Origin of the sequence: Marinobacter sp. UBA3607 (genome assembly GCF_002375525.1) — a bacterium.
In the GTDB taxonomy this organism is placed as follows: Bacteria; Pseudomonadota; Gammaproteobacteria; order Pseudomonadales; family Oleiphilaceae; genus Marinobacter; species Marinobacter vinifirmus.
Window position 1 is genome coordinate 12,504 of the sequence record NZ_DFLY01000012.1, and the last position, 20,853, is coordinate 33,356.

Below are 20,853 nucleotides of genomic sequence, written 5' to 3' on the forward strand. Positions count from 1 at the left end.
GGCTGCGTACGCAAAAACAGTATCCCCAAACTATAGTTACAAAACGGGGCCTTGCTCACGCCACTTACAGGCTATACGGACGCAACGGTGTATGGATTCCATCAGCACCACAACCACGCCCACATCCACCACAGCGAGAGACCTCGTTGCTGGGGGCTTTACGCTTTTCGTTTTGGCGTTAACCCTGCGACTGGCATTCAGCCTGCCCGCCGGCTTTCTTGCTCTCAGTGCTGTGCTGTATGCAGTCCAGGGCGCACTGATTCTTCGTTACTGGCCGGGGCGAAAGCCTTTTGGGTGGGCCAATCGGGCTACCCTCGCCCGTTCGGTTATTGTACTGGCACTGATCGCCTGGGCACCCTATCTCGGCGGGCAGCCGGCCCCGGCACTCTGGACCTATGCACTGCTCAGCCTGGGAGCCCTGATTCTGGATGGCGTGGATGGCAAAGTCGCCCGCGCCACTGGCAGCCACAGCGAATTCGGTGCCCGTTTTGATATGGAGCTCGACGCCTTGTTTATCCTCGGGCTTTGCCTTGCCGTACTGGCACTCGATAAAGCCGGCACCTGGGTGTTAGCCCTCGGCCTCATGCGTTATGCCTTTATCGCCGCCAGCCTTGGCTTTGCCTGGCTCAACGCCAACCTGCCAGACAGTTTTCGCCGCAAAACGGTTTGTGTCTGGCAGGTGGTTACCCTGATGGTCGCAGTTATTCCCATCATTCCACCGGCTTTTGCCAGCCTCACCCTCGGGCTTGCGCTTGTACTGCTTGCCTGGTCGTTTTTTGTGGACGTGCGCTGGCTCTATCAACGGAGACACAATCATGACTCTGCCAAACCTTAAAGCAATCACCGCCTCTGCCCTTCTGCTCCTGCCGCTGGCCCTGCAAGCGGCGCCCGCTAAATTTGTGGTGGATGAAGAGCATTTCTCCATGAGTTTTGAAATCATGCACGTGGGCTATGCCCCGGTGATGGGCCTGTTCCGGGACGTTGAAGGACAGTTTGAATACGACGAGAAAACCGGAGAGCTCAGCTCAGGCAAACTGATGTTCAAAGCTGCCAGCGTGTTCACCAACCACGAAAAACGTGATGACCACGTGCGTAACAAGGACTTCCTGAACGCCGGAGCTCATCCCGACATCACCTTTGTGGTCACCGGCTTTGAAAAAACCGGAGACAACACCGGCACCGTAACCGGCGACCTCACCCTTCTGGGCCAGACCCGCCCCGTGGATATAGACGTCACCCTGAACAAAGCGGCGGAGTACCCCTTCGGCCATGAGGAGTACACGCTGGGCATCAGCGCCGAAACCGTCATCAAGCGCAGCGACTGGGGTATGACCTACGGCGTCGACAACGGCATGGTGGGCGATGAAGTAACGCTGCGGTTCGGTTTTGAAGCTATTAAAGAGGGCGGCTGGTTCTGATCATTGTGCGAATTGCTACCCCTCGGTTTTCGCTGCTTTATTTTTTAGTACCCTAACGATAGATTGATCAACCTTTCCCATACAGCTGGCCTGGTTCGATCATGTCTGACGCCCACAAATCCGATCTGCTGCTTGTTGTCGTTACCCTGTTCGCAGCATTCGGCTGGATGTTCTCCAAAGAAGCGGTGCTGATGATGCCACCGTTAATGTTCATGGCAGCCCGGTTTCTGATCGCAGGCAGTGTGCTGGCCCTGATCGCCCTGCCGTCACTCCTGCGCCTGAGCGCAGACCAGCTTGGCCGCGCCGTTGGCGTGGGCGCCGTGTTCGGCATCGCGATGACTTGCTGGATTATGGGCCTGTTCCACGCCGAGAGCATGGGCGAAGGTGCCTTTCTGACCAGCCTGGGTGTGGTGATTGTGCCGGTACTGGCGCGACTGGTATTCGGCGAACCACAACCCATCAGCACCTGGCTGGCCATCCCCATCGCCGTCTCTGGCCTGGCATTGCTTTCCCTGGAAAACGGCTTCCGGCCAGACCCCGGGCAACTCTATTTCGTGGCCGCAGCGTTCATCTTCGCGCTGTATTTCACCCTGAATACCCGGGCCGCCAACCAGCGCACCGTGGTCAACAAGCGCGGCGAAACCATCCAGAAACAAAAGGTACCGGCATTACCGCTAACGGCCATGGCGTTGCTGACCGTGGGATTGGTTACCCTGGCTGAATCCGCCATCAGTGAGCCCTGGGCGCCCACCCTGACCAACCCGCCCCCCATGCTTTATGTATGGGTACTGGCCAGCGCAGTCGTCGCCACTGCGGGGCGCTTTCTGCTGCAAACCTATGCCCAGAGCCTTTCGATACACAGCCACGGAGTGGTGATACTGGTACTGGAACCGGTGTGGGTAGCACTGTTCGCCACCGCCTGGTTTGGCGAAAGCATGACCGCCCTGCAAATGGCCGGTTGCGGCCTGATCTTCGCAGCACTGCTGGTGAACCGTTGGGGTGCCCTGAGCCGCGCCATCAAAGGCCTGCTGAAAGCCAAAAATCAGCCTCAAAGAGGTTGACCAACCCCCGCGAAATCCGTATATTTCGTCTCCGTTGCGAGACAGGACCATAGCTCAGTTGGTTAGAGCGCTACCTTGACATGGTAGAGGTCCGCGGTTCGAATCCGCGTGGTCCTACCAATCTTGCCTGAAAAGTCAGTCACTTACGATTCCCGTAAGCACTGGCTTTTTTGTTTCTGCAGCAACTCCCCGGCTTGGTCACCAAAAAGTAAACATCACCCCTTCCTGTGTTCATAGGTGGCATTCAACCTTCCCGCAAGATAGTCCGAACAGGTGATCGGCTCATATTTGGGCGCTTCGTTCGGCTTTACATCCCGGGGGTCCACCACCGCATCCGGGTCCACTTCCAGAAAGAAGGCCACTGAATAGCGTTCCCGCTCTGGCGCCTTCACCCTGTGTGGTGTCGAAAGATAGGTATCGTTGGTCCAGCGCATCAGGCAATCACCAATGTTACAGACAAACGCGCCTGGAACATGGGGAGCTTCCAGCCAGTGCCCTTGTCGGCTGCGCACCTGAAGCCCCGCTACACCGTCCGTCGCCAGAATGGTGATGTTGCCATAATCGGTATGAGTGCCTGCCCCCGCATCTTCCCGGGCATGCACATCCGAACCCGGCGGATAACGCAGCATTCTCAGGGTTGCAATTGGCTGCTTCAGGTGGGGTTCGAAAAAGTCTTCAGCCAGCCCGAGATCCAGGCTGAAGCCGCGATGGATCAACCGGCCAAGCGCCAAGCATTCCGCAAAGTAATCCAGCGCCCCGGCCTTCCAGCCCTCAATCGGTGGCCAGAAATTAACACCCCGGAACGGCTTTCCTGCCAGTACATCCGGGTGATCTTCAGGGAAATCAGTGCCTATATTAAAGGCCTCTTTCCGGTCTGCGCCGGCTTGCGGGTTCAATCTTTCATCCGCCAGCGCCACATAGCCGCGATTGTGTGGCGACCGCTTGATCGACATCTGCTGCTTCTGCTCGGCTGGCAACTGGAATAACTGCCTGGCCAGATCAAATACGCCCTCACAGACCTCCGCCGGGATGCCGTGGTCACTGACGTAAAAAAAGCCGATATCCCTGCAGGCCCGCCCCAGTTCTGCCGCCGTTGCCTGGCGCTCGGTCAGGTACGGGCTCCGCAAACCTTGTAGTGAAATCACAGGTAACTCATTCATGAACCTTCCTCAGGCAAAACCGGTTGTATGGGGGTGTTCAGCAGCACTTCGTCGCAGTTAACGCCCGGGCCGGCGCGATCCACCACCAGGTAATCGGAGTCAGCCGCCAGCGGCAGTAGCGGCGCGTGCCAGGTGCCCGGCCGGTAGTTCACGCCTTGCCCGCCCCTGGCCCAAAAAGCCCGAACCTCCGTTTCATTAAAGTCGCCGGGGGGCGCCACCACCGCCAGGAAATCTCTACCGTTCATTGGCACAAATGCCTGGCTCCCGAGGGGGTGTCGTTCCATCATGTGGATCTCCAACGGTAAAAGCGGCTGGCCCCGGAAAATGGAGAGGATAGCCCGGGCGCCCTCGCCCAGGCACTCAGCACCTGCCAGCTGGTGGAAACGCTCGGTGCGCCCCTGATTAATCAACAAAGGTGCCGGGCCGTGAGTGTCAATGACATCACCGAAGGGTTCGAAAGCTTCGCGGGTAAGCCGCTCAACCGCTATCAGTCGTAACACGCTCACAGAACCGGCTCCCCGAATAACCGCACCCGACTCACCCCGCCGTCAGGAATCATGTTGAAGCGAATGTGGGTAATGGCTCCAAGCTCCTTGAGATCCGTGAACTTAAGTATGGCGTCGGCCTCAAGGGGTTGGGGCTCCAGCAAGGTCGGCCAGAACATGCTCTGGGTGATCAGCGACGCCGCCGTGCCCGCCCCGGCTTCCACACAGGCGGCCTGTACCGAGCAGGCGGCCGGGAAGTTGCCCTTGAAGTGAGCAGTATCTACCTCGATGCTTTCCGGAATACCTTTGTGGCCGAGGGCCAGAATGCACCAGTCGTTGCCTGGCTCTCTCCTACGCCGTGTTTCCCAGCCGTCGCCCATATTGATGCCTCGCCCGGGGCGCAGCAGCTTTCTGGGTTCACCATAGTGGGCGTCGCTCCAGGCCACCTGGTCGGCACCGCATTCCAGCGCCAGCAAGTTGATGGATTGGTTGGGGGCTGCCCGGCGCCAGTCCATCCACGGCCTGCCATAAACCCGCAGGCGCGCAAGCCCGCCGTCCGGGTAGATATGCAAACGCACATGGGTCCAGGGCCGGTCAGAAGTGATGGCGCAGAACCGATGATCATTGCCGGCAAGCTTGGTAGCCGGCACCAGGGGAACCCACTCGCTGTTGCCATCAGGCACAGCTGCCGGGCTGTAACAGGCTTCCAATGATGCCGCCGGTGGGAAGTTGCCGGTAAAGAAACTGGTGTCAAAGTCCACGCCGGTCAGTACCCCCGGCATGGCCAGCCGCACAATGCACCAGTCGTGGCCGGTGGTCCGGCGCCGGCGGGTTTCCCAGCCGTCCATCCACTTGCCGTGGTCATCGTAGCGGTCAGGGTAGAAAGCAGCCGGCCCAGGTGCCAGCATTCGCGCCCGGGGTGCAAAAAACTCGTCGGTGACTTCCAGTACTTCGGCTCCCAGAGAACTGTCCGCCAGGTTCAGTCCCAGCCGGGCAAACTCCGGGCCTTCCGGTACCGGGGCAATCACTACATCAGTCATGGCAGATACTCGAGGTAGGTTGAGACTCAAAGGGATGGTGCGTGCGCCAGTGCCGGGCAATGTCGACCCGGCGGCACACCCACACCCGGTCGTGCTGTTCCAGGTAATCCAGAAATCGCTGCAGGGCGCGGAATTTTCCCGGCCGTCCGATTAACCGGCAATGCAGCCCCACCGACAGCATCTTCGGGGCTTCCAGGCCTTCGGCGTACAGCACATCGAAACTGTCTTTTAAATACTGGAAGAACTGCTCGCCGGTATTGAAGCCCTGGGGCGAGGCAAAGCGCATATCATTGGCTTCAAGGGTGTAGGGAACCACCAGGTGGGGCTGCTGTGTGCCAGCGGAGTCGATCACCTGTGTCCAGAACGGCAGGTCATCACCGTAATAATCGCTGTCGTACAGAAAGCCGCCCTCCTCGACCACCAGCCGCCGGGTATTGGGGCTGTCGCGGCCGGTATACCAGCCTTGCGGGCGCTCACCGGTGAGTGCCTGGTGCTGCTCTATGGCCAGCTGCATATAGCACCGCTCTTCGGACTCGCTCATCTCCTGATAGTGAATCCAGCGCATGCCATGGCAGGCGATTTCGTGGCCGTCTTCAATAAACGCTCTGACCACCTCCGGGTTGCGGGCCATGGCCATGGTCACACCGAATACGGTCAGCGGCAGCCCGCGGCGACGAAACTCCCGCAATACCCGCCAGACCCCGGCCCGGGAGCCGTACTCATAGAGCGATTCCATGCTCAGGTGCCGGTCACGATAGGGTGCGGCGCCGATGATGTCGGACAGAAAGGTTTCCGAGTGCTCGTCGCCGTGCAGCACGCAGTTCTCACCGCCTTCTTCGTAATTCAACACAAACTGCACCGCGATACGGGCGTTACCGGGCCACTGCGCGTGGGGCGGATGTTCACCGTAACCGCGCATATCCCTTGGGTAGGTTTTACCTTCATTCATCCAGGTCGCTCCAGGCCACAGCCTCTGAGAATAACGTCAACAAGAAAATCCGCGGCATGCCCGAAGTCCCTTGGCTCGTACTCTGCCTTGTTTTCCACCATCAGGATTTGCACCTGAAAATCGGCATAATGCTGGGTCGACGACCAGATCAGGAAAATCAGCTGTACCGGATCCACCGGCGCCATCCTGCCCTCATCAATCCAGTGCTGGATTACCGACGCCCTGCCCCGCACCCACTCGCGCATGTTGGTGCGCAGGTGGTCGAGCAAGAAGGGCGCGCCCTGAATGATTTCCATGGCAAACAATCGTGACGCTAGCGGGTATTGCTGCGACATGTTCACCTTGGTGCGAATAAAGGTTTCCAGTGCAGTAGCCGGATCGTCGTCCGGTTTTATTTCCGAGAATACTTTGTTCCAGCGCAGCAGAATGTCGTCGAACATGGCGCTGTACATGCGTTTTTTGTTGCTGAAGTAATAAAGCACGTTGGACTTCGGCAAGCCGGCCCGTTCAGCAATATTCTGGATGGTGGTGCCCTTGTAGCCGTGCAGGGCAAACTCCTGCTCGGCCGCCTGCAGAATGGCTTCCCGGTTCCGCTCCCGGATCCGGCCAGGCCGGTAGCTCCGGCCCGCTTCAGATGTATTCTGCTGCACTGACAGTGATCTGGTCATGGTTCACTCACTTGTTGTCCGGTGATTCAGGAGTCCACACTTTCCATTCCGATGGACTCCTGAAATGGATCAAAAGTGGAATTTCACCAGTGCGCTGACTGAACTCTGGGTGTCTACCAGCGTCTCGTTCAGGCCAAACTTGTTGTTCCAGTACTGGTACTCAATACCGGCGTAGAGCACGCCCGGGTTGCCCATGAAGTTACCCACGTCCAGCTTGATCTGGGGCGTGAACTGGAACTCGGACTCGTGATCACTGGCCGAGGTGGACCAGTCGATGTAACCATCCACCAGGAATTTCGCCGCACCCACATCAAACGGCAGGCCCCAGGTGACCGTCATCTGCCAGTCATCACTGATCTCGCTGTTATCAACGTAGTAGAAAGATGTAGCGAAGTAACGGAACGCAGGCACGTCCCACGCCAGGCCGAAACCGTACATGTAGTTGTTTGCCTCGGTACCGCCGCCAAATTCGTACTGCCCGGCCAGGGTGATGTCTTTCACCGGCCCGAACGACAAATCCTGGCCTGTCAGCCAGCTGCCGCTGATATTGGGCGCGAATTCACCGTATACGTTGTCGGTACCTTCAAGGTCTCCCTGAGGCTGCTCCCGGTCGATAAAGAAGAAGGTGCCACCCCAGTTGTGGGCGGTCACGTTCTCGAACGTAAAGTAGGTCGCCTCGTATTCCACTCCCCCGTTACCACCGGCGTCGAACTGAACGCCCTGGTAATCGGCACTGTGCAGGATGGAGATACTGGAGCCACCGAAGAACTTCTCGGCATGGGCAGCAGGCGCAAAACAGGCTGCAGCAACGCAGCTTGCGATCAGGATTTTACGAAGTGCTTTCATGGCATAGCCTCTCTGGTTACTTTTTTGGGTCATCGGTTGTTAGCAGTACATCGTTTTAGTTAATGTCCCGGCCGGTAGGGCTGGCCAAGAGACAGCGGGGTGTTCAACCGGGTGCGTACCGGGTCGAACGACAAAAGAATCAGCATCAGGATGGTGACCACGTAGGGCAGCATCGCCAGCAACTCGGTGGGGCTGCGCCAGCCCAGCCCCTGGAGCACCAGGTGAAGAATGGAGGCCGCCCCGAACAGGTAAGCACCCAACAGCAAGCGCCCGGGGCGCCAGCTGGCAAACACCACCAGCGCCAGCGCTATCCAGCCCCGGCCTGAGGTCATGTTCTCGGTCCACATTGGGGTGTAGGCCAGCGACAGATAGGCACCGGCAAGGCCGGCCATGGCCCCGCCAAAGGCCACCGCAAGGTAACACACGGTGAGTACCCGCAAGCCATTGGCGTTGGCCGCACCTGGCGACTCCCCAACGGCCCTCAGAACCAGGCCGCCGCGGCTGAAGCGCAGGAACAGAGCAACACCTGCAAACACCAGCCAGGAAAAATACACCAGCAAATCCTGGGTGAAGAGCGCCCGACCCAGCACTGGAAGATCACTCAACAGGGGGATCGCAATTTTTTCAAAACCCTCGATGGACTGGCCGACAAAGCCGGCACCCACGAAGGCGCTCAGGCCCGTGCCGAAGATGGTTAACGCCAGCCCGGCGGCGTACTGGTTGGCGGAGAGGGTCACTGCCATAACGGCGAACAACATCGACATCGCCAGCCCGGTCAGCATGGCGACAACAACCCCGGCGGCCAGGCTGCCGGTAGACAAGGTCGCGATGAACCCGGCCACCGCGCCCATCAGCATCATGCCCTCCTGCCCCAGGTTGAGAACGCCGGAGCGCTCACAGATCAGTTCGCCCAGGGCCACCAGCAGCAGCGGGGTGCCGGCCACCATCGTGGCGGCAAGAATGTTGGTCAACAGGTCCATATCAGAGCTCCTGGCCGGCCGGGGCGGCGGGTTGGGACAGGCCTGCCGGTAAAGGCCGGCGAAAACGAATCCGGTAGTGAATAAAGGCATCGCAGGTGAGCAGGTAGAATAGCAGCATTCCCTGGAACATGGCGGTCACCGCCTTGGGCATGTTCATGGCAATCTGCAACATCTCGCCGCCAATAAAGGTCAGAGCCAGCAAGGCACTGGCGGCAATAATGCCCAGGGCATGCATCCGGCCCAGAAACACCACAATGATCGCGGTGTAGCCATAGCCCGGCGACACCTGGGGCACCAGCTGTCCGATCGGCCCGGTCACTTCCGCGGCGCCAGCCAGCCCCGCAGTTGCGCCACCAACCAGCAGCGCAAACCAGGTCAGCCGTCTGGCACTGAACCCGGCAAACGCCGCCGCCCGATGATCCTCACCCACCACGTTCAACTGGTAGCCGATGAAGCTGCGGGCAAACAGCACCCATACTGCGACAGCCGCCAGCAACCCGAAGGCCAGGCCGATGTGCAGCCGCGTGCCGTTAATCAGCGCTGGCAACAAAGCCGCATCGGCAAACATCACCGACTGGGGAAAGCCAAACCCGTAGGGATCTTTCAGGGGCCCGTGCACCGCATAGAGCAGCAGGTTCAGGGCGATGTAATTGAGCATGATGGTGGTGAGGATTTCGTTGCAGTTCAGGTGAGTCTTGAGAAACGCCGCAATCGCCGCCCATGCCATACCACCGGCAATGCCCGCCAGCAGAACCGCCGGCAAAACCAGGAATCCACCGGCCTCCCCCACCGAAACCGCAACAGCACTGGCCGCCACCGCGCCAATCAGGAAATGGCCCTCGGCACCGATATTCCAGATTCTGGCCCGGAAGCAGACCGTCAGCCCGGCGGCACACAGCAACAAAGGCGCGGTTTTCAGGCCCAGCTCGGCAAGTCCGGTGAGGTCACTGATCGGCGTGATAAAGAAGAAGGTCAGGGCCTGGATCGGGTCTTTACCCATGCCGAGGAATAACAGGAAGCCGGTTGCGACCGTCAGGGCCAGGGCCAGCAGAGGCGATAACCAGCGCAGGGTGGTAGAGGCTTCAGGGCGGCGCTCAAGCTGCAGCATCAGCAAACTCCTCCGCCTTGAAGTTTCCCGCCATCCACTGCCCGAGTTGATTTATGCTCAACTCAGAAGCCGGGGCCAATGGTGACAGCCGGCCATTACAGATGGCGCCCATCCGGTGACAGAGCTGGTAGAGCTCATCCAGGTCTTCGGATATCAGCAGGATGGCGGCGCCCTCATCGCGCAGTTTTACCAGCGCCTGATGAATAGCCACCGCCGAGCCCACATCCACACCCCAGGTTGGGTGGGAGGCCACCAGAAGCCTTGGTGACTGACAGGCTTCGCGGCCGAGAATGTATTTCTGCAGGTTGCCGCCGGATAAGCTCGAAGCGCTGCTTTGCTCACCAGAGCAGCGCACGCCAAAGCGTGAAATGACGTCTCTGGCAAACTCCCGAACCTTTTGCCGCCAAATCACACCACACTGCACCAACCCCTGCCCAGCAGCGGTCAGCAACGCATTGTCGGCCAGCGACATCACCGGCACGGCGCCCCGGCCCAGCCGCTCCTCGGGCACCACAGCCAGCCCCCGGGCCCGCCTTGCCCCGGGAGGCAGGCGGTCAATCGCCTCGCCGGTGAAACGAATGGCCTCGCCCTTCAGGGTGATCTCCCCGGACAAGACCTTGAGCAGTTCCTCCTGTCCGTTTCCGGCCACCCCGGCAATGCCGACGATCTCGCCTGCGCGCAAGGAAAAACCGATGTTCTTCAGGCTGGTGCCGAAAGGGTCATCCGTTTGCCAGCTCAGCTCCTGCACCTGCAGCAGGGTGTCACCCGGTTGGGCAGCGCTGACCTGGGTTGAAATCGGGGTATCGTCGCCCACCATCAGGCGGGCGATGTCTGAGGCAGATAAGTCTTTCGGCTGGCAATGTCCGCTCACCCGGCCCTGGCGCAACACCGTGGCCTGATCGCACAGGCTTCTGACTTCCTCCAGCTTGTGGCTTATAAACAGAATGCTGCAGCCGTCCCTGGCCAGTTTGCGCAACGTTTTGAACAGTGTGGCCACTTCCTGGGGTGTCAGTACCGAAGTGGGTTCGTCCAGGATCAGCAGGGTACTTTCCTGAACCAGGCAGCGGACAATCTCCACCCGTTGCCGCTCCCCCATAGACAAGGTGCTGACAAAGCGCCGGGGGTCCAGTGCCATCCCATAGTGTTCGGACACCTCCCGGATACGCTGCTCCAGTGCGCCCCGGTCGCGAACCTCATCTGCCGGCAGGCCCAGCGCAATGTTTTCCGCCACGGTCAGGGTTTCAAACAAAGAGAAGTGCTGAAAGACCATGCCTATGCCCAACTGCCGGGCCCGGGCAGGGTTCTCCACTGTCACCGGGTGGCCATTCCAGACAATACGACCGGCATCCGGCTGAACCACGCCATAGATGATTTTCATCAGCGTGCTTTTGCCCGCGCCATTCTCCCCCAGCAGGGCGTGGATCTCGCCGGCGCCCACAGTAAGGTCTACGCCGTCGTTAGCCCGGCATCCCGGGTAATCTTTCACGATCCCCTGCAGCTTTAACCTCTGAGCAGAAACTGCCATTCCCGGTCTCCTCGTAGTCTGGGTCAGGTCCGGCCATAAAGAATCTGACCAACCAATCAACATTTGGTAGCTGAGCAATAACCTTGCCAAAAATGAATTGGTGCTTGATTTGAACAGAGCTAACCAATTGGTCAGCTTTTTGCAGAAGCTCTGGAAAAGAACCTGATCCGGGCGCCTGCCTTATAGGTGCAAGGCCCCGGAATCCCCTTTCCAGACAGCAGAAGCGGAGACCAAGGTGATCGAATTTGTTCTCAACGGCCGTGCCGAAAAAATTGACCAGGCCGACCCAAACCAGAGCATTCTGGAGTGGCTACGCACCAAAAAGCGGCTTACCGGTACCAAAGAAGGCTGCGGCTCCGGAGATTGCGGCGCCTGCACCGTGATTACCGGGGCGCCAGACAAGAACGGTCAAATTCGCTATGAAGCCATTAACAGTTGCATCACCCTGATTGGCAGCCTGCAGGGCAAGCACCTGCTGACCATTGAAGCCTTTCGGGAACAGCCGGCACACCCGGTTCAGCAGAGCCTGATGGACTGCCACGGTGCACAGTGCGGTTTTTGCACCCCGGGCATTGTCATGTCATTGATTGCCCTGCACAGCGAATCTGCACCGGGCGACGCCGACGACCACAAACTGATGGAGGCCCTGGCCGGAAACCTGTGTCGCTGTACCGGCTACCGGCCGATCATGGAAGCCGGCCGACAGGCGCTGGTGCAAAGCTGGCAACCTGGCTCCGATAACCACCCTGCCCGGTATCTGGCCAGGGCCGATAAAGCGGATGGGCTCGCAACGGTTGACGACACCTCGATGACCAGTCTGGAAGCCCGGAACGGCAATCAATACTACGCCCCGGCAACCCTGCCTCAGCTCAAACGCCTGTTGCGCGCTCACCCGGATGCCCGGCTGATTGCCGGAGGTACGGACCTTGTGCTGGAGATCACCCAACAGCTGAAAACCCTGCCCAAGCTGATTAGCCTGGAGCAGGTGCGGGAACTGAATGGCTGCCAGCTGGAAGAAAACCACCTGGTGATCGGGGCCGCCACCCCCTACCGGCAGTTCCACAGCCAGCTGTCCGGGCTCTGGCCGGCCTTCGACCACCTGCTGGAACGGCTAGGCTCATTGCAGGTGCGCAACCGGGGTACCCTCGGCGGCAACATCGCCAACGCCTCCCCCATTGGCGATATGCCGCCGGCATTGATAGCGCTCGATGCCACCCTGGTACTGGAAGGCCCGGAGGGGGCCAGGGAACTCCCGGCAGAACAGTTCTTCAAGGGCTACCGGCAAACCGACCTGCAGCCCGGCGAGTTTGTCCATTCCATCCACATCCCCGTTCCCGAGCCCAACCAGCGCCTGTTCATCTATAAGGTTTCAAAACGGCTCGATGACGATATCTCCGCGGTGCTCGGAGCTTTCCGGCTGACCCTTCGGAACGGTGTGGTTCAGGATTGCCGACTCGCCTACGGCGGTATGGCCGCAACCCCTGCCCGCGCACGCCTTACAGAAGCCGCGCTGCTGGGCAAACCCTGGAATCAACGTTCTGTTGAGCAGGCTATAAAAGCGCTGAGCGACGACTTCTCCCCGTTGACCGACGTGCGGGCTTCTTCCGCTTACCGGTTACAGGTCGCGGGCAATCTGCTTTACAGGGCACTACTCGAAAACTCCGACCTGCATCACCGGGATACCCCGCTCATGGTGACCGACTATGCGTAAACTTCCGCTCAATACCCCCACCCCGGCCCACAGCGCTCTGGGCGTAGTGGGCACCGGCGTCGAACACGACAGTGCCTGGCTGCATACCAGTGGCCAGGCCCGGTATATCGATGACCTGCCTGCCCCCGAAGGCCTGCTGCACGCGGCCGTGGGCCATAGCGAACAGGCCCATGCCCGGATTCTGGAGATGGACCTGTCCCGGGTTCTTGCCAGCCCCGGCGTTGTCGCGGTCATTACCGCTGCCGATGTACCCGGCCACCTGGATATCGGCCCGGTGTTCCCCGGTGATCCGGTGCTGGCCCAGGACACGGTTGAACACATCGGCCAGCCGCTGTTCGCCGTTGCCGCGACCAGTCACGAGGCGGCCCGCAAAGCGGCCCGCAAAGCCATCGTGAACTATCAGCCACTGGAAGCCGTCATCACCGTTCAGGATGCCCTGGAACACCAGCTGTTTGTGCGGCCGGGCCGGCGCCAGCAACGGGGTGACCCGGACCAGGCCATCGCCGGCGCCCGCCACCAGCTTAAAGGCCAGCAACACATCGGCGGTCAGGAGCACTTTTATCTGGAGGGCCAGGCCTGCCTGGTGGAGCCCACCGAAGATGGCGGCATGTTCGTCCATACCTCCAGCCAGCACCCCAGTGAGGTGCAGAAGCTGGTGGCCGAAGTGCTGGGCTTGCCCATCCATTGCGTGCAGGCTGAAGTACGCCGCATGGGGGGCGGCTTTGGTGGCAAGGAAACCCAGGCAGCACCGCTGGCCTGCGTGGCGGCACTGCTGGCCCGGGTGACCGGCTGCCCGGTCAAATACCGCTTGTCGCGCTCAGACGACATGGTGCAAACCGGCAAACGCCATGATTTCTTCAACACCTACCACATCGGTTTTGACGACTCGGGGCTGATCAAAGGCGCGGACCTTATGGTGGCCGGGCGCTGCGGTTATTCTCCGGACCTTTCAGATGCCATTGTCGACCGGGCCATGTTCCATGCCTGCAACGCCTACTACCTGGACCAGGCCCGGGTGGTTGGCCACCGGTGCAAGACCCACACGGTATCAAACACCGCGTTCCGGGGCTTTGGTGGGCCCCAGGGCATGATGATCATCGAACAGGCCATGGACGACATTGCCCGCCATCTGGGCAAAGACCCCCTGGATATCCGCAAACTCAACCTATTCGGCCCCGGCCGCGATGTCAGCCACTATGGCCAGACCATCGAACAACAGGTGCTGCCGGAACTGATCGCACAACTGGAACGCAGCTCCGCTTACCGCCAGCGGCGCCAGGAAATCATTGCCCTGAATGCCCGCAACCCGGTGCTGAAACGCGGGCTGGCGCTGACCCCGGTGCAGTTCGGCATCTCCTTTACCGCAAAACACCTGAACCAGGCCGGTGCACTGGTGCACATCTACACCGATGGCAGCATTCAGGTAAATCACGGTGGTACCGAGATGGGCCAGGGCCTGTACATCAAGGTAGCGCAGGTGGTCGCAACCGCCTTTCAGGTGGACGTGGCGCGGGTCAAGGTTTCCGCTACCCGCACCGATAAGGTACCGAACACCTCCCCCACGGCGGCCTCTTCCGGTTCCGACCTCAATGGCATGGCTGCGCTTGATGCCTGCGAAAAGATACTGGGTGGCCTGACCGCCTTTGCTTCATCCCACTGGAATGTGCAGGAAGAACACGTGCGGCTCCATGCTAACCAGGTTCATATCGGAGACCACTGCCTGAGTTGGGAAGACTTTATCCAGACCGCCTACATGCACCGGATATCCCTGTCCTCCAGCGGCTTCTATGCCACACCGAAGATCCACTATGACCACGACGCCGGTCAGGGCCGGCCGTTTCTGTACTACACCAACAGTGCCGCCTGCTCCGAGGTCGTAGTCGACACCTTGACTGGTGAATACCGGGTGCTGCGTACCGACATTCTGCACGATGCCGGGCGCTCCCTGAACCCGGCCATCGACATGGGTCAGATTGAAGGCGGCTTCATTCAGGGCATGGGCTGGCTCACCACGGAAGAGCTGGTGTACAGCGCCGAAGGCCGGTTACTGACCACCGGCCCAGCCACCTACAAAATTCCCGCCGTTTCCGATTGCCCGCCAGACCTGCGGGTAGCGCTGCTGAAAGACAGCCCCAACCACGAAGCCACGGTATTCCACTCCAAAGCCGTGGGCGAACCCCCGTTCATGCTTGGCATTTCAGTGTGGAGCGCGCTTCGCGACGCGGTATCCAGCCTCAGCGACTACCGCTTCAGCCCGCCACTGGACACGCCGGCGACACCGGAACGTGTACTGAATGCCGTTACCGAAACCCGGCGCTGGGTAAACCAACAGGAGAACGGACAATGATGGCAACGCCCCTTAACTGGCACCAGGCGGTCGCCCTCTGTGAGCAGCGTGGTGAGCCCTATGCCCTGGTGACCGTGCTGGGTGTGACCGGCTCGGTACCGCGGGAGCCCGCCACCAAAATGGTGATCACCGGAGAACACTGTTACGACACCATTGGCGGCGGCCATCTGGAGCACCGCATCTGCCAGCAGGCCCGGGAGCGTCTGGCCAAGGGGCTTTACCAGAGCGAACTGGCGCATTTTCCCCTGGGCGCAAGCCTTGGCCAGTGCTGCGGCGGCAGTGTGTCGGTGCTTCTGGAAACCCATCCGGGCAGCCAGCAACAACTGGTGGTCTTTGGCGCCGGCCACGTGGCCAGGGCCCTGGTGACCATCCTGGCGGAACTGCCCTGGCGCGTTACCTGGGTTGACCCGCGACCAGAACAGTTTCCAGCCGGACCACCGGCCAATGTCCGGATTCACCACACCGGTGACCCCGCCGGCGATGCGCCTGAACTGTGCAACCAGCAACAGGTGTTGATTGTCACCCACAATCACCACCTGGATTTCGAGCTTTGCCGGGCTCTGCTCACGGCCGGTACCCCCGCCGGTATCGGCCTGATCGGCTCTGCCACCAAGGCCGAACGTTTTCGTCAGCGCCTGGCCCATCGCGGCTTTTCGGATACCGACATTGCCCGCATCCGCTGTCCTGTGGGGCGGTCCGACGTGCCGGGCAAACGCCCTATGGAAGTAGCAGTTTCCATCATGGCTGAACTGCTCACCCTGACAGCACAGCCCGATAACCCTGCGTCCAAACGGGGCATTTCCTGGCAACAACTCAAAGGCCTGCTGCCCGAAAAAGAAACCGGAGACCTCCCTTCATGAACCTTGGCGATTTCAATCAACTGCCAGCAGCCGAGGCGGAACCACTGCTGCGGAACTGCTGCGCAGCAGAGACCTGGGTGCAAGGCATGCTTAACGCCCGCCCTTTCATGGATCGCGACAGCCTCTACGCCGCGTGCCGGCAACTCTGGCCGCAGTTGACGGAAGCCGACTGGCTGCAGGCGTTCGAGGCCCATCCCAGAATCGGCAACCTTGACAGCCTTCGAAAAAAATACGCCAGCACCCGCACCCTGGCCGGCGACGAACAAGCCGGCACCCGGCAGGCGGATGAAGACACCCTGCAAAGACTGAGCACCGGCAACCAGGCTTACCTGGACAAGTTCGGGTTCATTTTCATTGTCTGTGCCACCGGCAAAAGCGCCCCGGAGATGCTGGAACTGCTGGAACAGCGCCTTTGCAACACCCGGGCCGAGGAGCTGCAGAACGCGGCACAGGAGCAGGCAAAAATAACCGAATTACGACTGGAGAAACTGTTATGAGCCCGATCACCACCCACGTCCTCGATATCGGCAGCGGCAAACCGGCCGCCGGGGTTCGGGTTGTGCTGGAACGGATCACTGAAGGCGGCCCCGCACTCATGGCCGAAGGCGCTACCGACCAGGATGGCCGGATAACCTCCTGGCTGTCCGGCCCGGTTGATTCCGGCCATTACCGGCTGCGCTTTGCCACCGGCGACTGGTACCAAAAGCGCAAGCTGGACTGCTTCTACCCGGAAGTGACCATCGACTTCACCGTTGCCGACACCGATAGCCACTACCACGTGCCCCTGCTGTTGAACCAGTGGGGCTATTCCACTTACCGGGGGAGCTGATAGACGTGGACCCATTACTTGCGTTTCCGGCGGGATGCCAGGCTTACCGGGGCAACATCCTCCATTTTCTCAACGACCCGGGCAACGCCCCCGAGCCCGAACCTGACAGTTACGAGTACTACCCGGACGGCCTGCTGGTCGTTCACCAGGGCCGGGTACTGGCCACGGGGCCGGCCCCCGAACTCATATCACGCCTGCCCGGCGGAACCGATATCCGGCACTGGCCCGAGGGCCTGATTATGCCGGGCTTTATCGACACCCATGTGCATATGCCGCAACTGGCGGTGATGGCCAGTTATGGCACCCAGCTTCTGGACTGGCTGGAGACCTATACCTTCCCCCATGAGGCCCGGTTCTGCCAAGCCGACTGGGCCCGGGCCGAAGCCAGCCAGTTTCTGGATTTGCTGTTGTGCCATGGCACCACCTCTGCCCTGGTATTCTGCACCTCGCACCCGGCCTCGGTTAATGCGGTGTTTGAGGGCGCACAAAGCCGGGGCATGGCCCTGACTGCCGGCAAGGTCATGATGGACCGGAACGCGCCGGCGAACCTGACCGACACAGCCCGGGAAAGTTATCGGGACAGCTGCGAACTGGCCAAACGCTGGCACAACCGCGGTCGCCTTCGCTACGCCATCACCCCCAGATTTGCCATTACCTCAAGCCCGGCACAACTGCAGCTGGCTGGTGAACTGGCACAGGCATTCCCGGACGCCCTGATCCAGACCCACTGGGCTGAGAATACCGGTGAAATCGAGCTCACCCGGCAACTGTTCCCGGAGCGCCACAGCTACCTGGATGTGTACGACCACTATGGTTTGCTGGGCCGGAATACGGTGCTTGCCCACGGCATCCACATTGGCGACCAGGACCGCCACCGGCTGGCGCAAACCGGCGCGTCTATCGCTTTCTGCCCCACCTCTAACACCTTTCTGGGCAGCGGCCTGTTCGATCTGGGCGCCGCCCGCGCTGCCGGTGTCCAGGTCGGGCTGGCGTCAGACGTCGGCGGCGGCACCAGCCTGTCCATGCTGGCCACCATGGCAGAGGCCTACAAGGTGTGCCGGCTCAGGGGCCAGACACTGACACCCTGGCTGGCCTTCTATCTGGCCACATTGGGCAATGCCAGGGTTCTGCAGCAGGAAGACCAGACCGGTAATTTCCGCCCCGGTAACCAGGCCGATTTTGTGGTTCTGGACCCGCTTGGCGCACCCATCACGGCGATGAAACACCGTGCCGGCCAAAGTCTGCAGGAATTGCTCTTTGACCTGATGATTCTGGGCGATGACCGGGCCATTGCCGCAACTGCCGTCGCCGGCCAGCTTCTCTGGCAGCGCCCTGACGCAGACGAACAACCTGCCCCCCTTTCTTTGACGGCAACAGGAGCCTGACCCTATGGAGGCGTATCTCACCGAATGGCTTGGGCTGATTATTCGCTGGTTTCATGTGATTGCCGGCGTCGCCTGGATTGGCGCATCTTTCTATTTTATCTGGCTGGACAACCACCTGCGCGAGCCGCCGGAATGGAAGCAAGCCAGGGGCATCAAGGGTGACCTTTGGGCCATACACGGCGGTGGCTTTTACGAAGTGGCCAAATACCACCTGGGCCCGGAGCAGATGCCCAGGGAACTGCACTGGTTCAAATGGGAAGCCTACAGCACCTGGCTCAGCGGCATGGCCCTGCTGCTGTTGGTTTACTATCTGGGCAGCCCCGGCTACCTGCTGGACCCGGCCAAAGCCGGTCTCGGCGCCGGCACCGGCGCCGCCCTCGGGCTGGCCAGTATCGCCGCGATGCTTGGCATTTATGAGCTGATGATCCGCAGCCCGCTGGCCGGCAATGGCAAGCTGTTCGGCGCCCTGCTCTACGCACTCCTGGTGTTTGCTGCCTGGGGCCTGTTCCAGATCTTCAGTGGCCGGGGCGCGTTCATTCATATCGGAGCGATGATCGGCACCCTGATGGTAGCCAACGTGTTTCTGGGCATCATGCCCTCACAGCGCGCCCTGGTGAGCGCGGTTCGCAAGGGCAAAACACCGGGGCCGGAGGTTGCCCGGCTGGCAGGCCTCGCCAAGCTGCGTTCCACTCACAACAATTACCTGACCCTGCCGGTGCTGTTCATCATGATCAGCAACCACTACCCCATGTTGTATGGCCACCCCGAAGGCTGGGCCATTCTGGCGGCCATCGGTTTTATCACCGCCTTTGCCCGTCACTATTTCAACCTGAAACACCGGGGCATCCATAAGCCCGGAATACTGGTGCTTTCTGCCTTGCTGACCCTGGCTCTGGTATGGGCCCTCGCCCCTGACAACCGCAATTCTGACGCCGCTGTTGAACGCGTTGTGGCTACCGATACCGAGGTTTCCGGTCTGCTCCGCCAGCACTGTACCGCCTGCCATGCCCGGGAGCCGGCGCATCCGGGCTTTCAGGCACCGCCTGCCGGCATCGTACTGGAACAGCTGACTGACCTGCTGGCCCATTCCGCCCGGGTGCAGCAAGCAGCCGTCCGCACCCATTACATGCCCCTGGGCAATGCCAGCGGCATGACCGAGCAGGAACGCACCGCACTGGGGGGCTGGCTGGATAACGCTGGCCAATAACGCCCTGGCGGCACCGGTTTGGTCCACAGGGCCAGGCCGGAGCGCCATTTCAGGGCACTCTCTTAACACCCGGTGGAGCCCGGAAGCCAACAAAATAGACCATGTGGTCAGGTTTTACGCCACTCGGGCCGGTGTTCCGGGACTCTGGTACGGCAATTGCACTTTCCCTGTGAGTACGCAAAACCTCTATTCCAAACACAGCGAGGAACACCTCCATGAAAGCAAAACAGCAAAAGCCCGGCCTGTTCAGGGGGCTGTCAAAAGCCGTCACTCTGGCAGGCGCCTTGGCCGCGAGCACCTTAGCCCAGGCTGACACCAACATTCGGTTTACCCTGGACTGGCGTTTTGAAGGGCCCTCTGCGCCTTTCCTGATGGCTCTCGATAAGGGCTATTTCAAGAGTGAGGGGCTCAACGTCACCATTGATGCCGGCAATGGCTCGGCAGGTGCGGTTACCCGCGTAGCCACCAACGCCTACGACATGGGCTTTGCCGACTTCAGCGCGCTGACAGAAACCACCTCCAAAAACCCGGAAACCGGTGTAACCGCCGTTTATATGGTCTACAACACCATGCCTGCAGCGGTGTTTGCCCTGAAAGAATCCGGCATTGAAAAACCCGAAGACCTGGCAGGCAAGACTCTGGGCGCCCCCGTGTTCGATGGCGGCCGCAAAGCCTGGCCGTCGTTTGCCCGGCATAACAACCTGGCCGTGGACTCCGTTGAGTGGCAATCAGCCGATCCTGCCATCCGGGAAACCCTGCTGGCCCGGGGTGAGGTAGACGCCATTACCGGTTTCTACTTCACCAGCCTGCTGAACCTAGAAGCCCGCGGCGTTGCGCCGGACAACATCGTGGCGCTGAAATACCCGGATTACGGAGTGGAGTTCTACGGCAACACCATCATTGCCCAGGATGCCTTGCTCGAACAGAACCCGGAGGCGGTCAAAGGGTTTCTGAGAGCCTTCAACAAAGCCCTGAAAGAAACCATCGAAGATCCTGAAACCGCGATTACCTATGTAAAAAAACGGGATGGCCTGATCAAACAGGACCTGGAGCTGCGCCGCCTTAAACTGGCCATGGACAACCACGTGATCACCGAAGAAACCCGCGCGGAAGGTCTGGGCGCCATCACCGAAGCGCGCATGGAGCGGGCCGTGGCGGACATGGTGGCCTCCTATAACCTGGAACCGTCAGACCAACTCACGCGGTTGTTCGACAGCAGCTACCTGCCATCACAGGCAGAGCGCTCGATCGATTGACGCACCTGTGCCCGGGTA

20 protein-coding genes and 1 tRNA gene are annotated in these 20,853 nt (G+C 60.5%); 12 read left to right on the forward strand and 9 right to left on the reverse strand.

What is annotated here, in order from left to right:
* Positions 1-91: 91 nt before the first annotated feature.
* From B2589_RS04390 to B2589_RS04405, 4 genes are all read left to right on the forward strand, one after another.
* Positions 92-835 carry a CDP-alcohol phosphatidyltransferase family protein gene (locus B2589_RS04390; RefSeq protein ID WP_286815733.1) on the forward strand — a complete coding sequence of 248 codons (744 nt, stop codon included), beginning with the start codon at positions 92-94 and terminating at the stop codon, positions 833-835.
* Positions 816-1,418, forward strand: a complete 603-nt coding sequence (locus B2589_RS04395) for a YceI family protein (protein ID WP_286815734.1) — start codon at positions 816-818, stop codon at positions 1,416-1,418. The genes B2589_RS04390 and B2589_RS04395 overlap by 20 nt, the downstream gene beginning before the upstream one ends.
* A gap of 101 nt (positions 1,419-1,519) precedes the next feature.
* Positions 1,520-2,479: a DMT family transporter gene (locus B2589_RS04400; RefSeq protein ID WP_022989067.1), complete on the forward strand. Its 960-nt coding sequence runs from the start codon at positions 1,520-1,522 to the stop codon at positions 2,477-2,479.
* Positions 2,480-2,522: 43 nt separating this feature from the next.
* Positions 2,523-2,599: transfer RNA gene (locus B2589_RS04405), tRNA-Val, on the forward strand.
* Positions 2,600-2,694: 95 nt separating this feature from the next.
* Here the strand turns inward: B2589_RS04405 and B2589_RS04410 are convergent.
* The 9 genes from B2589_RS04410 to B2589_RS04450 form a co-directional block, all read right to left on the reverse strand.
* Positions 2,695-3,639 carry an isopenicillin N synthase family dioxygenase gene (locus B2589_RS04410; RefSeq protein ID WP_286815735.1) on the reverse strand — a complete coding sequence of 315 codons (945 nt, stop codon included), beginning with the start codon at positions 3,637-3,639 and terminating at the stop codon, positions 2,695-2,697.
* On the reverse strand, positions 3,636-4,145 hold the full coding sequence (locus B2589_RS04415) for an ureidoglycolate lyase (RefSeq protein ID WP_286815736.1): 510 nt from the start codon (positions 4,143-4,145) through the stop codon (positions 3,636-3,638). Before B2589_RS04415 ends, B2589_RS04410 begins: the two co-directional genes overlap by 4 nt.
* The gene (alc, locus tag B2589_RS04420) at positions 4,142-5,164 is read right to left on the reverse strand and encodes an allantoicase (protein ID WP_286815737.1); all 1,023 of its coding nucleotides are present in this window, start codon (positions 5,162-5,164) and stop codon (positions 4,142-4,144) included. Before alc ends, B2589_RS04415 begins: the two co-directional genes overlap by 4 nt.
* Positions 5,157-6,113 carry an allantoinase PuuE gene (puuE, locus tag B2589_RS04425; protein WP_199457935.1) on the reverse strand — a complete coding sequence of 319 codons (957 nt, stop codon included), beginning with the start codon at positions 6,111-6,113 and terminating at the stop codon, positions 5,157-5,159. The genes alc and puuE overlap by 8 nt, the downstream gene beginning before the upstream one ends.
* Entirely contained in the window at positions 6,110-6,781 is a 672-nt protein-coding gene (locus B2589_RS04430; RefSeq protein ID WP_153739990.1) for a TetR/AcrR family transcriptional regulator, read from the reverse strand. Before B2589_RS04430 ends, puuE begins: the two co-directional genes overlap by 4 nt.
* A 69-nt stretch (positions 6,782-6,850) precedes the next feature.
* The gene (locus B2589_RS04435) at positions 6,851-7,627 is read right to left on the reverse strand and encodes an outer membrane protein OmpK (RefSeq protein ID WP_286815738.1); all 777 of its coding nucleotides are present in this window, start codon (positions 7,625-7,627) and stop codon (positions 6,851-6,853) included.
* Positions 7,628-7,686: 59 nt separating this feature from the next.
* Positions 7,687-8,607 carry an ABC transporter permease gene (locus B2589_RS04440; protein ID WP_286815739.1) on the reverse strand — a complete coding sequence of 307 codons (921 nt, stop codon included), beginning with the start codon at positions 8,605-8,607 and terminating at the stop codon, positions 7,687-7,689.
* 1 nt (position 8,608) lies between these two features.
* Positions 8,609-9,718 carry an ABC transporter permease gene (locus B2589_RS04445; RefSeq protein WP_227548814.1) on the reverse strand — a complete coding sequence of 370 codons (1,110 nt, stop codon included), beginning with the start codon at positions 9,716-9,718 and terminating at the stop codon, positions 8,609-8,611.
* The gene (locus B2589_RS04450; protein WP_286815740.1) at positions 9,702-11,240 is read right to left on the reverse strand and encodes an ABC transporter ATP-binding protein; all 1,539 of its coding nucleotides are present in this window, start codon (positions 11,238-11,240) and stop codon (positions 9,702-9,704) included. The genes B2589_RS04445 and B2589_RS04450 overlap by 17 nt, the downstream gene beginning before the upstream one ends.
* Before the next feature lie 235 nt (positions 11,241-11,475).
* On the opposite strand from B2589_RS04450, the gene xdhA reads away from it, so the two are divergent.
* The 8 genes from xdhA to B2589_RS04490 all read left to right on the forward strand — a co-directional run bounded on the left by xdhA (position 11,476) and on the right by B2589_RS04490 (position 20,835).
* Entirely contained in the window at positions 11,476-12,951 is a 1,476-nt protein-coding gene (gene xdhA, locus B2589_RS04455; protein ID WP_286815741.1) for a xanthine dehydrogenase small subunit, read from the forward strand.
* Positions 12,944-15,298: a xanthine dehydrogenase molybdopterin binding subunit gene (gene xdhB / locus B2589_RS04460; RefSeq protein WP_286815742.1), complete on the forward strand. Its 2,355-nt coding sequence runs from the start codon at positions 12,944-12,946 to the stop codon at positions 15,296-15,298. Before xdhA ends, xdhB begins: the two co-directional genes overlap by 8 nt.
* Positions 15,295-16,158: a xanthine dehydrogenase accessory protein XdhC gene (gene xdhC / locus B2589_RS04465; RefSeq protein ID WP_227548806.1), complete on the forward strand. Its 864-nt coding sequence runs from the start codon at positions 15,295-15,297 to the stop codon at positions 16,156-16,158. The genes xdhB and xdhC overlap by 4 nt, the downstream gene beginning before the upstream one ends.
* On the forward strand, positions 16,155-16,655 hold the full coding sequence (gene uraD / locus B2589_RS04470) for a 2-oxo-4-hydroxy-4-carboxy-5-ureidoimidazoline decarboxylase (RefSeq protein ID WP_153739997.1): 501 nt from the start codon (positions 16,155-16,157) through the stop codon (positions 16,653-16,655). The genes xdhC and uraD overlap by 4 nt, the downstream gene beginning before the upstream one ends.
* Positions 16,652-16,987, forward strand: a complete 336-nt coding sequence (gene uraH / locus B2589_RS04475) for a hydroxyisourate hydrolase (protein ID WP_153739998.1) — start codon at positions 16,652-16,654, stop codon at positions 16,985-16,987. The genes uraD and uraH overlap by 4 nt, the downstream gene beginning before the upstream one ends.
* Before the next feature lie 5 nt (positions 16,988-16,992).
* The gene (guaD, locus tag B2589_RS04480; protein ID WP_094624145.1) at positions 16,993-18,372 is read left to right on the forward strand and encodes a guanine deaminase; all 1,380 of its coding nucleotides are present in this window, start codon (positions 16,993-16,995) and stop codon (positions 18,370-18,372) included.
* Between the two features lie 4 nt (positions 18,373-18,376).
* Complete coding sequence (locus tag B2589_RS04485) at positions 18,377-19,579, forward strand: urate hydroxylase PuuD (protein WP_286815743.1); 1,203 nt, start codon at positions 18,377-18,379, stop codon at positions 19,577-19,579.
* A 215-nt stretch (positions 19,580-19,794) separates the two neighbouring features.
* Positions 19,795-20,835: an ABC transporter substrate-binding protein gene (locus B2589_RS04490; protein WP_199457930.1), complete on the forward strand. Its 1,041-nt coding sequence runs from the start codon at positions 19,795-19,797 to the stop codon at positions 20,833-20,835.
* Positions 20,836-20,853 lie beyond the last annotated feature (18 nt).

Coding starts and splice junctions, on each gene's coding strand:
- B2589_RS04410 (WP_286815735.1), bottom strand. CDS start 3,639: ATGAATGAGTTACCTGTGATTTCACTACAAGGTTTGCGGAGCCCGTAC.
- B2589_RS04490 (WP_199457930.1), top strand. CDS start 19,795: ATGAAAGCAAAACAGCAAAAGCCCGGCCTGTTCAGGGGGCTGTCAAAA.
- B2589_RS04400 (WP_022989067.1), top strand. CDS start 1,520: ATGTCTGACGCCCACAAATCCGATCTGCTGCTTGTTGTCGTTACCCTG.
- B2589_RS04430 (WP_153739990.1), bottom strand. CDS start 6,781: ATGACCAGATCACTGTCAGTGCAGCAGAATACATCTGAAGCGGGCCGG.
- B2589_RS04435 (WP_286815738.1), bottom strand. CDS start 7,627: ATGAAAGCACTTCGTAAAATCCTGATCGCAAGCTGCGTTGCTGCAGCC.
- xdhC (WP_227548806.1), top strand. CDS start 15,295: ATGATGGCAACGCCCCTTAACTGGCACCAGGCGGTCGCCCTCTGTGAG.
- B2589_RS04440 (WP_286815739.1), bottom strand. CDS start 8,607: ATGGACCTGTTGACCAACATTCTTGCCGCCACGATGGTGGCCGGCACC.
- B2589_RS04390 (WP_286815733.1), top strand. CDS start 92: ATGGATTCCATCAGCACCACAACCACGCCCACATCCACCACAGCGAGA.
- uraD (WP_153739997.1), top strand. CDS start 16,155: ATGAACCTTGGCGATTTCAATCAACTGCCAGCAGCCGAGGCGGAACCA.
- B2589_RS04450 (WP_286815740.1), bottom strand. CDS start 11,240: ATGGCAGTTTCTGCTCAGAGGTTAAAGCTGCAGGGGATCGTGAAAGAT.
- alc (WP_286815737.1), bottom strand. CDS start 5,164: ATGACTGATGTAGTGATTGCCCCGGTACCGGAAGGCCCGGAGTTTGCC.
- uraH (WP_153739998.1), top strand. CDS start 16,652: ATGAGCCCGATCACCACCCACGTCCTCGATATCGGCAGCGGCAAACCG.
- puuE (WP_199457935.1), bottom strand. CDS start 6,113: ATGAATGAAGGTAAAACCTACCCAAGGGATATGCGCGGTTACGGTGAA.
- B2589_RS04395 (WP_286815734.1), top strand. CDS start 816: ATGACTCTGCCAAACCTTAAAGCAATCACCGCCTCTGCCCTTCTGCTC.
- B2589_RS04485 (WP_286815743.1), top strand. CDS start 18,377: ATGGAGGCGTATCTCACCGAATGGCTTGGGCTGATTATTCGCTGGTTT.
- xdhB (WP_286815742.1), top strand. CDS start 12,944: ATGCGTAAACTTCCGCTCAATACCCCCACCCCGGCCCACAGCGCTCTG.